This window comes from Oryzifoliimicrobium ureilyticum (genome assembly GCF_037199735.1).
Lineage (GTDB): Bacteria > Pseudomonadota > Alphaproteobacteria > Rhizobiales > Rhizobiaceae > Rhizobium > Rhizobium ureilyticus.
Genome location: NZ_JBBBVQ010000049.1, coordinates 1 through 10272 on the forward strand (window position 1 = coordinate 1; position 10272 = coordinate 10272).

Genomic DNA, 10272 nt, shown 5'->3' on the forward strand with positions numbered 1-10272 from the left:
AGCTCCAGCTGAAGTTTCGTAAACGTAAGGAGCCGTTCCGCCAGTTGCAGAAACTGTCTGACGATAGACTGTGCCTACCGGTCCAGTTGGTAGAGTTCCTGCCGCTGGCGTAAAGGCGAAGTTTGGCGGTGTAACGGTGACTGTCACCGTCGCAGCTGCACTGGTGCCAGCGGGGTTTGTTGCGGTGTAGGTGAAGCTGTCGATACCAGAATAGCCCGCAGCAGGCGTGTATGCGATTGACGTTCCTGAAACGCTGGCGGTGCCGTGAGACGGATTTGATGCGACAGCAACCGATGCTACCGGGCCGCCGGTGATATTGAGCGTTATCAGATTTGCATGTGAGTTTGCGGCAATCGTGGAGGTTACCGGATTAGCGACCGGTGCTTGAACGCCGATCGTCAAGGCGTACTGAGCAGTTCCTGCCGCGTTGTTCGCATCCGTCGCTTCGATGGTGAAGTTATAGCTCCCGCTGGCACTGGGCGTTCCGGTGATGGCGCCCGTTGACGGGTTCAGCGAAATCCCGGCGGGCAACGCCCCTGCGGAAACGACGAAACTGTAAGGCGCGGTGCCGCCGCTAGCGCTCAGGGTCTGGCTGTACGCGCTGCCGGCGATGCCTGCGGGCAAGGTCGACGGCGTGATGGTCAGCGTTGGCGAAGCGATCGCTAGGGTATAGGCCTGCGTCGCGCCAAAACCGCCTGTGTCGGTGACGCTGACGGTGAAGTTGAAGCTGCCGCTGGCGGTTGGTGTCCCGGAGAGGACGCCGGCGGAGTTCAGGGTAAGCCCGGCGGGCAACGCCCCTGCGGAGACGGCGAAACTGTAAGGCGCGGTGCCACCGCTGGCACTTAGGGTCTGGCTATACGCGCTGCCGGCGATGCCGGCGGGTAAGGTCGACGGCGTGATGGTCAGCGTTGGCGAAGCGATTGCTAGGGTGTAGGCCTGCGTCGCACCAAAGCCGCCTGCGTCGGTGACGCTGACGGTGAAGTTGAAGCTGCCGCTGGCGGTTGGTGTCCCGGAGAGGACGCCGGCGGAGTTAAGGTTAAGCCCAGCGGGCAACGCCCCTGCGAAAACAGCGAAACTGTAAGGTGCGGTGCCACCGCTGGCGCTCAGGGTCTGGCTGTAGGCGCTGCCGGCGATGCCTGCGGGCAAGGTCGATGGCGTGATGGTTAAGGTCGGCGCGACGGTCGCCAACGTATAGCTGCGGCTGGCCTGCCCAGGAGTTCCGCTGGTGCTGTCGGTGGCGGTCAGAGTGAAGCTGAAGTTGCCAACCGCGGTGGGCGTGCCGCTAAGCGTGCCGCTGGCGCTGTTCAGGCTGATGCCCGCTGGCAACGCACCGGCGCTCATCGTATAGGCGTAAGGCGCGATGCCGCCACTGGCCGGGGTGATCGCCGCGCTGTATGCCTGGCCGGCGGTGCCGCTGGTCAGCGTCGTCGCCGGCAGCGTCAGCGTCGGAGCAGCCACCGTCAGCGTGTAGCTGCGGCTGCCGGAGTTGGGGGTGCCGCTGTCGGTGGCGCTGATTTGAAAATTGAAACTACCGCTGGCGGTCGGCGTGCCGGACAGCACGCCGGCGCTGCTCAGGACCAAGCCAGGCGGCAACGAGCCGGAGGTGACGGAGAAGTTATACGGCGCGGTACCGCCACTGGCGAGCATGGTCTGACTGTAGGCAGCACCGGCGGTCGCTGCCGGCAGCGACGCCGGCGCCACCGTCACCGTCGCATCGTCGTTGAGGATGGTCCCGGTGGCCGTGGCGCGGGCAATGGTCGCGTTGCTGGCGCCGGACAACGTTACCGTGAACGTCTCGTCCGGCTCGACCGTGGTATCGCCGTTTACCGTGACTGCCACGTTCTGCGTAGTGGTGCCGGGCGAGAAGGTCAGAGTGCCTGAGCGGGCGACGTAGTCGCTGCCCGCGTTGGCACTGCCGTTGGCGGTCGCGTAGTTGACGGTGACAGTCTGGCTGCTCGCCGCGCTGAGGGTGACGGGGAACGTCGCCGTGGTCGTGCCGCTATTGCCTTCGGCGACGCTGACGTCGCCGATCGACAACGTTGGATACGCGTCGTCGTTGACGATGGTCGCGGTGGCGCTCGACGGGCTACCGATCGAGTAGCCGCTACCGCTGGCCACCTGGTAGATCACCGTCTCGTCGGGCTCCACCGTGGTATCGGCCACCGGCGTGATGGGGAAGCTGGCGGAAGTAACATTGGCTGGCACTGTGACGCTGCTAACCGCGCCGCTGTAATCGGTGCCGACCGTGGCTGTACCGCTTCGGGTCAGATTCACCGTGGTCGGCGTGCTGCTGGTCGCGCTGAGCGTCACCGTGTAGACGAAGGCCGTACCGCTATCCTCGTTGGCGCTGGACGGCGAAACTGTGATGCTGGCAGTGCGCGAAGGGTTGATGGTAATGTTGAAGACAATTTTGTTAGCGGGGCTTTCGTTATCCTCGATATAAAACGAATCCGACGTCGCGCCATCTCCGTTATTTGTGTAGGTCACACGTTCGGTTCCTGCCCCGTCGAGTTGGCCCGTAAGGACGTAGCTGCCATGCGAGGGAGGTACGCCAGGATCGGCCATACCAAAATTGTCCGGACCGTCACAATTACTGACGTCGAAGGTGACAGAACCACCCGAATTAACCGTCGCGGCCTGAGGAGTGGTGCAGAATGGTCCCGCAGCCAGACTGACCTGCGACATCGCTAGCCACAACAGCGCCGTAAGCCAGCCTGTCGACTTTAATTGAAACAATGAAACTTTCATGCGATGCCCTCAATCAAGGTCAGCAGCGCGGATGACGCCAACCTAATTACCCCAGGGCATGCACCAGTTTATCGAGCAATCAAATGGCATATTTAAGCTGTAACTTGAATAATCTAAAGTTGTCGCCGAAAAGTCACAAACTCGGCTAAGCGGTTGGAAATCAACTAATACATATGTGCTATTGGTTCATGCTCAACACTTCCGATTGCAGGTCTTGGCTCAATGAGTCCGTTAAAGGTTTCGACGAATCAGTCTTACGCGAGACGCTTATTTGAATGGATTGGTCGAGGCGAATTCCGCACGGCTGTGGGCATTGAGTAAGGCGCTTCCTGAATCTCCTTTATGCCTCGGCGACATTCGCACTTCTCCTGATCGCGTTTCGAGGTCTCACCGCCGCCCTGTCGACCTCCTGAAGAAATCCAGGCCAGTAGAGTCCTCACGCCAGTGATTTTCGCCTTAATTGTACGAACCGCCGACGTGGAAATATGGAGACCTCACGCATCTCCCTTTATCGGCGGCCAGAGCTTTGCAAGTAGACTGTTTGCCCATGCTGGACTCAGGACTCAAGTGGCCGACTGGGCTTGGAAGGACCGCCCGTCCTGCAAGGGGCCGTTCGTTCAATATACGTTCAATGCGCCCAAACTATTGGGAGCCTTCGCTTGAGGCGGTTATCCGGTACCAAGCGGGTTCGAGACCCGGATTTGCCAATTGCCCGTCGCCGAGCGCTCGACGATCTGGGTGGCAGTGCCGTGCTGAACGCTGGAATGGTCGTCAGGCGCGACCCTGATCTCCCAGTCGAGAAGAAGCAGCGCGATATCACCGCTTTTCAGGACAAGGCGGACGGTATTCTTAATGATCGGCTTCAAGGAAACCAACTTTTTGATTTCACCCCTGATGGCTCCTGGGCCACCGTCGACCACCAAGCCGTCGGTCGTGCGCATAACGGCCTGCGGATGGAAGAGCGTCATGACGCCATCGACGTTGCCGCTGTTAAGCCCGCTGTCAAAAGCTGTCGCAACATCTTCTGGATATGGGGCGCTCACCATTCCGCCGGCTAAGAAGGCATCGATCCTTGATGCAACATGGTGTGGTGCTTCCAGAGGAGATAAGTGGCCGACACCGGGAATGACGGTCAGCTGCGCGCCGGGCAGAGACGGGACGACGACGGTTTCCAGCAGCTCGACGCTGTCCACCTTGTCCTTCTCGCCACCAATCACAAGGATTGGGACATCGATGAGGCCGATATCTGCGCTGACGTCTTCCGAGATCGCGGCAGCAGGCCAGTATTGCTTCGCGGCGCCTGGCACCGCCCATGCTATCTTCAATGACCTGCTCCCGCACTACCTGCGAAAGGGGAATCTCCACGAGGACGTTGTCGATGGTCCATGCCGTCGACTCGGCGACCGAATAAGCTCTCTTCATGCCTTCGCGAATGTCTTCAGGCAGCGACTTGCCATGAGCCGGCGACGGCGCGACAAGGACGAGCCCTGTCAGTCCCGCAAGTTGCCTCGACGCGAGAAGCTGGGCGACCTTTCCGCCCATCGAGTGGCCTACCAAGATGAAGTTGTTCAGCTCCAATGCAGCGATCGCGGCTTCGACGTCGTTGGCCATTGAAACAATATCATTACCGCTTTCCGGACGATCCGACTTGCCCCAACCGCGGGCATCGAAAGCGACCGTGCGAACCTTCGACTTCAGCGCCTTGATCGTGTTGTCCCAAGTCCGCGAGGTTCCTCCCCAGTAGTGAAGAAAAATTAGCGTCTGCTCGCCTGCCCCATGATCCTCGAAATGGAGTTTGATGCCATTTGCTTTGATTTCCATTGATCGTTCCTCTCAGTAGTGACTTCGATATCATCTAGATATGACGTTCCCATGCGAGCGATAATCCACTAATAATTTGATACACTCGATAACCAGAGGATCGAATTGATGGACCGCTTTTTCGGACTATCGGTTTTTGTCTCCGCCGTCGACAATGGCAGTCTGGCCGCTGCAGCACGAGCGCACGGCATTACTCCAGCGATGGCCGGGAAACATGTGGCCGCGATCGAAGCCGAGCTCGGTGTCCGGCTTTTGCAGCGAACGACGCGAAAGCTGCATCTGACCGACATCGGTCTGGATTATTATCAGCGTAGCAGACTCATCCTCGACGCTCTGGACGAGGCTGACCGCAGCGCCTCACAGCAGCAGGACCAACCGCATGGCACGCTGAGGGTTTCAGCGCCGACCACGTTCGGCGTTCTTTATCTGGGCCAGCCAGTTGCAGAATACACAAAGCGCTATCCGAACGTCTTCGTCGAAATGAGCCTGGAGGATCGTTACGTTGATCTCATCGAAGGAGGATTCGATATGGCGATACGTATCGGCACCCTACCCGATTCGAGTCTGATCTCCCGCAAGTTCGGCGAAAGCGGAATGGCAGCCTGTGCTGCTCCCTCCTACCTCGACAAGCATGGGCGGCCGAACGATCCGGCTGACCTTCGGCGTTACGACTGCCTCGCCTTCAGTAAGGCGACGTCCGCAGGAGACTGGAGTTTCACCGACCGAAAAGGCAAGACGGTGACGGTTTCTGGACCACCACGCCTGAAAGCTGACAACATGCAGATGTTGCTGGCGGCGGCCCTGGACGGCGGCGGCATCGTGTATGGGCCAACATTCCTGCTTCGGGAGCATATCGCGAGTGGCAGACTGGAACAGGTTTTGCCCGATTTCGCCACTAAAAGCTTAGGCATACATGCCGTTTACCCAAGTTCTCGCATGTTGGGTACGAAGGTGCGCTGCTTCGTAGACATACTTGAAAGAAGCCTCGGTAAAGCACCCCTCTGAGCCAAATGCCCTCGAATTTCTTGTGTGCCTGATAAAGTATGTGAATGCTTAGTTTGACAGGAATCGAACGGCAACCCCGTACCTGGGGTCAAAAAGCTCTCGGAAATTAATCAGATTCCTACCGCACTGCGATCATCAAGTTGGGCCGTGCGAAGTCGCTCAGCGAAATGATGCGTCGCCTCGAAGGCGACCTTGAATTGCGGCATATCGCCGTGAACAAGATCACCAAGTCATTTCGAATAGCCTCCTGCAAATTCCGTATGGCTGGCCATGATTTCGTACGTGCGGAGTGTCTCGCCAATGGGATCATCTTTTTAAGCAGGATAATCGCCCGCGCGTGTGGCGGCTTCCGCCTTCATGGTCTCGAGCGGGATCGTGACCGCTGTGTCCATGTCTTTACCATCCATCCGCGATAGATCGTAACCGTGTCGGACAGGCGTGTGGTCAAGCTCGCCAAGACTGAAAAACGCGAACCCGGCGCGACGCGCGAGAGCGATGAACTTATCTGCGGCAGTTGCCACCAGCCTCACACATTTAACGTCGATGGCTTCCGGCTTCTCCTTCCTTGCCTCCGCCACGAACGATGACACCGGGGGTATTTCCGGGGCAGCCGCGACCGGGAACGACGATAACTCGATTCTGATCTCCGGACGCAAGACGCCTTCGCTCGGCGGACGCGGACCCAACCGCCTTAGATTAGGGGGTCGGAGAGAGAGGTAATCCTCCCCGTTTTAACAGTGTTCAGGGGTAGAATTCACGCAGCCATTTTCAGTTTCTGAGCGGGTGTGTTGCCGCCAATGCCCATGTTGGGCCGTTCGTGGTTATACGTCCAAAGCCATTCCGTGGCGATCTCTTGCACCTCCGTTATGCTGTCAAAAATATACAGATCGAGCCATTCATGCCGAACAGTTCGGTTGTAGCGCTCGACATAGGCGCTCTGCTGGGCTTGCCGGGCTGGATGTGGTTCAATGCGATCCCTTACTTCTCTGCCCATTCGACCAGCTTCGAACTTACGTATTCGGGCCCGTTATCGACCCTGATCGCCAGCGGCTTGCCCGCCATTCGATGATCTGGTTGAGGCTGCGCACGACCCGCTCGGCAGGCAGTGAGAAGTCAACCTCGATCCCCAGTCCCTCTCGGTTGAAATCGTCCAACACGTTCAGAAGCCTGAACTGGCGACCGTCCGCCAGGCGATCCGCCATGAAGTCCATCGACCAGACCACGTTTGGCGCATCGGGCACCGCCAATTCCTCTGGCTTCTCGCGCTTCAGCCGCCGCCGGGGCTTGATCCTCAGGTTCAGCTCAAGCTCCCGGTAGAGACAGTAGACGCGTTTGTGGTTCCAGCGATAGCCCTGGACATTGCGCATATGCAGGAAGCAGAGACCGAAGCCCCAGCTCTTCTTCACCTTCACAAGCCCAAGCAGCAGATGGCGATCGCATCGTTATCCGCATTGCGCTTTGGGCTATAACGAAAACAGGTCTCACTGACGCCTCCCGCAAACGACCCCATATTCTAAGAGCGCCTCACCAGGCAGGAGCTGGAACACCGCTCAGCGCGGTTGACCATTTCTTTTAGAAAAATTGCCATAAAATCACCGTGATAGCCCACGACATACATCGTATGGACGATCCACCGAGCAAGTCGGGTGTTTGCGTTGAGAAAAGAAATTCGTGCGGTCTTTGATGAGAGTACTGTCACTGTCTACCAAGCTTTCAACGACGAGATTGCAAACCATGCGCTGGCAACTGGAAACCTCAGGCATCCTTCGTTTAGCCTCAACCGGATGACATGGATTAAGCCCTCATTCTTCTGGATGATGTACAGATGCAACTGGGGTCTGAAGGATGTCAATCAGAGCAGAATTCTCGAAATAAAATTGGAGCGAGAATGCTTTCAGGTCGCACTCAGCCGAGCTTGCCTGAGCCGTTTCGACCCAAGTTGCCATCCAAGCGTCGAGGCGTGGAGGAGAAAATTGAAAGTATCGGACGTGAGGGTGCAGTGGGATCCGGAGAGAGACATCAACATGGAGGTGGTCGAGGGCCTCCGGAGCATCCAAATCGGTTTGTCGGGTGCAATGATTGCGGCCTACTCGCAAGATTGGATCAGGTCCATCAGTGATATTACTGATGAAGTAGCTAAGCTCAACAGACTTCGAATGGACGGAAAATTTCAAGAGCTAGAAGCTAAGCTTAACCGAGAAAAGCCATACCCAATATCAGAAGATATAGCGCTTGAGCTTGGGGCTTCCATTCCCCGAAGGTTCTAGCATTTTCTAGACGAAAAAGCATTTAACGCCGCTTCGACGAGAAAATTTCCTCCATAATATTAGTAGAGTAGCTGTTGTTGGATTATGGAGCATATCCAGTTGAGTGATTTAACGCTGTTTTATCGATGAGCTTCCGAAATTCGATCTAGCTGTTTCTGCGTCCGCTCAACAACAAGCTTATCTGGATGGTTTAAGAGATCATTTAGAGCGTCGAGGGCAGCACTTTTTATCTCAGGATCTATTTTTCTATCATCCAAGGGTGAGGCTATCTTCCCAAGAGCCCAAATAGCCTTCCGTGAAAGCGCGTCGCCACCATCTAGCTCGGCCAAGATCGTTGGTTTTATGTCAACCATCTGCCGGAGTGTCTCAATCGCTTTAGGATGGGGAAACTCTTCGAGCTCTGCAACCAAGTCTTCGTGGGCACCGTGCCATGTTTGCGAGAGCATCTCGGCTAAGAGGTTTAGTAGACGGTCCACCGAAGCCGACTTACTGTGCGCTGCAATGTCAGAGAAAGTATGACGGCGTCCCAACACAGAGGTAATCGCATCGACAATTGCTTCATTTCGACGTTGACACGCGATTTCTAGAAGAAGACTTACGTCGTCAACCGTTTCGGCTTTGTCCATATATTCTGTAATTCTAGATTCGTACTCGTCGTATCCGAGATTTTCGGTGTTCATGGATTCTATTATCTGCTCGCGGGTCATTTTACGGGCTCGTACCTGATGATGTTAGAGTTGAAAGTCTCGAGGGCTGGACCACGACCTAACCCGATATTCTCAAATCCTCTTTCCACCTTAAACATCCCGCCTGTTTCAGTCCATTTTTGCGCGAGAGGCAGATCTGGATATGCACGTGCTGATACGTCACGACCATGGCGTCCCGATAGCGCGTAGAGTTTTGATCTAGTCCCCGCTCGAGCCTCGAACTTTACCAAGATTCCATCATATTGCTTGTGGCTATAATATCCAGGATCCGTAGCTATGAATGTTTCCCTTGTCGCCGGAAGCTTATTTGTTTTCTGAAGCTCAGCGAAGTCCGCCGGCGACATCACACGATAATATGTTTCAGAACCTTTTGCTGCAGCGACCGCCGATAATCCAAAAAGATCGCAAAACGCCGCCGGATTATCCACATACCCTTGTGGTCGATCTCCTCCATCTAGTCCGATCGGATCGGAGCTCGCATATTGCCCGCTGAGCGCATCATAATGCCGGTGCCGGTTGTAGTAGAGCCCGGTTTCCGCATCCTCGTATTGGCCAGGAAACCGCCAAGGGCAGAAGAGTTCATCTGGCTCGCGTTCCTGCCTCGACGCTACGGCAAGGGCGCCAAATGTCCGCGTGGTTCGGATTGCACCCCAAACATGATGGTCGGCGGCCCAGACGAGATCGCCTTTATCGTCGAACATCTCCTTCGGCGTGCCGAGATGATCGCAAACCACTGCCAGCATCTCATCGGAGGGTAATTGCTTGGCGAGCAGTCGATGACTGTTCTCTTCGAAGTGCCAGTGCGTGGCGTCATCCCAGGCCACGTGGCCATCGAGATGGAGCGGCGCTTCCGCCGCCATATGATCGCCATCCCAGAGATAAGCCGTGCCGACGGTAGGGACGGCATCGGTGGGCGTGGCACTCTCATGCGCCGGCCGNGTGCCAGTGCGTGGCGTCATCCCAGGCCACGTGGCCATCGAGATGGAGCGGCGCTTCCGCCGCCATATGATCGCCATCCCAGAGATAAGCCGTGCCGACGGTAGGGACGGCATCGGTGGGCGTGGCACTCTCATGCGCCGGCCGCGTGGCAAGCGGTACACCATCGCCGCCCACAAGGCTTGGCCAACGAAGCGCGGCAGCGTGGCGCTCCTGCTCGGCAAAGCGGCGAACCTTCGACACGCGCCTTCCGAACGGGTCGTATCGAAACAGCCATTCCTCGCCTTCCAGCGTCGTGACGCCGACAAGCCGGTCATGCACGTCCCAGCGGTAGCGCCAGCGTTGTGGGCGAAAGCCGTCGCGCTCCACCCTCCGCTCGATCAGGCGTCCGCAGTCGTCATGCTTCAGCTGGATACGTTCACCCTTCGGGCCGCGGGCGATTTGAACGACGCCGCCCGCCGATGTCTGCCAGCCGACCGGCTTCGGTGCTGGGATGATTGAACCGAAGGTTTCGTCGAAGTCGCGGCCATAAGGCGTCGGGACTGGATCGGACGAGATCGATGAGGAAGCACCTGCGATATTGCGGGCGTCGTCGTATTGAAAGCGCTCCGAGCCGAAGGCAGCATCGGCATCCGTCAGCTGACCGTTATCGTCATAGGTGAACTGTCGCTTGCCCCAGGTGCTGTCGTCAATGCTGATGGGCGCAAAGGCACTGTCATATTCGTAGAGACGACGGATCTGTCCAGGCTTGGCACGTGCAGAGCGCGGACCTGAGGATGTTGGAATGG

The 10272-nt window shown here is 57.3% G+C and carries 9 protein-coding genes and 1 pseudogene; 2 read left to right on the forward strand and 8 right to left on the reverse strand.

The window, feature by feature from the left end:
• The 3 genes and pseudogenes from VQ830_RS28235 to VQ830_RS28245 form a co-directional block, all read right to left on the reverse strand.
• A partial coding sequence (locus VQ830_RS28235; RefSeq protein ID WP_337271468.1) for a beta strand repeat-containing protein occupies nucleotides 1–2748 on the reverse strand: 2748 nt, incomplete at its 3' end.
• Nucleotides 2749–3416: 668 nt separating this feature from the next.
• Nucleotides 3417–4073, reverse strand: a complete 657-nt coding sequence (locus VQ830_RS28240; RefSeq protein ID WP_337271469.1) for a DUF4440 domain-containing protein — start codon at nucleotides 4071–4073, stop codon at nucleotides 3417–3419.
• 76 nt (nucleotides 4074–4149) lie between these two features.
• Nucleotides 4150–4569: pseudogene (locus VQ830_RS28245) on the reverse strand (alpha/beta fold hydrolase); the annotation flags it as partial.
• Nucleotides 4570–4677: 108 nt separating this feature from the next.
• Between VQ830_RS28245 and VQ830_RS28250 the strand changes: the two are divergent.
• A complete protein-coding gene (locus VQ830_RS28250; protein WP_337271470.1) occupies nucleotides 4678–5574 on the forward strand; it encodes a LysR family transcriptional regulator in 897 nt (298 codons plus the stop codon).
• A gap of 314 nt (nucleotides 5575–5888) precedes the next feature.
• On the opposite strand, the gene VQ830_RS28255 is transcribed toward VQ830_RS28250, so the two are convergent.
• From VQ830_RS28255 to VQ830_RS28935, 3 genes are all read right to left on the reverse strand, one after another.
• Nucleotides 5889–6260 (reverse strand): nucleotidyl transferase AbiEii/AbiGii toxin family protein, encoded by a 372-nt coding sequence (locus VQ830_RS28255; RefSeq protein WP_337271471.1) that lies wholly within the window; start codon nucleotides 6258–6260, stop codon nucleotides 5889–5891.
• Between the two features lie 68 nt (nucleotides 6261–6328).
• Nucleotides 6329–6568 (reverse strand): integrase core domain-containing protein, encoded by a 240-nt coding sequence (locus tag VQ830_RS28930; protein ID WP_438618898.1) that lies wholly within the window; start codon nucleotides 6566–6568, stop codon nucleotides 6329–6331.
• A gap of 16 nt (nucleotides 6569–6584) precedes the next feature.
• Complete coding sequence (locus VQ830_RS28935; RefSeq protein ID WP_438618900.1) at nucleotides 6585–6980, reverse strand: DDE-type integrase/transposase/recombinase; 396 nt, start codon at nucleotides 6978–6980, stop codon at nucleotides 6585–6587.
• 249 nt (nucleotides 6981–7229) lie between these two features.
• On the opposite strand from VQ830_RS28935, the gene VQ830_RS28265 reads away from it, so the two are divergent.
• Nucleotides 7230–7841: a DUF4291 domain-containing protein gene (locus VQ830_RS28265; RefSeq protein ID WP_337271472.1), complete on the forward strand. Its 612-nt coding sequence runs from the start codon at nucleotides 7230–7232 to the stop codon at nucleotides 7839–7841.
• Nucleotides 7842–7960: 119 nt separating this feature from the next.
• Here the strand turns inward: VQ830_RS28265 and VQ830_RS28270 are convergent, their stop codons facing one another.
• Together VQ830_RS28270 and VQ830_RS28275 are read right to left on the reverse strand one after the other, a co-directional pair.
• A complete protein-coding gene (locus VQ830_RS28270; RefSeq protein ID WP_337271473.1) occupies nucleotides 7961–8548 on the reverse strand; it encodes a hypothetical protein in 588 nt (195 codons plus the stop codon).
• Complete coding sequence (locus VQ830_RS28275; RefSeq protein ID WP_438618903.1) at nucleotides 8545–9801, reverse strand: RHS repeat domain-containing protein; 1257 nt, start codon at nucleotides 9799–9801, stop codon at nucleotides 8545–8547. The genes VQ830_RS28270 and VQ830_RS28275 overlap by 4 nt, the downstream gene beginning before the upstream one ends.
• Nucleotides 9802–10272: the final 471 nt, after the last annotated feature.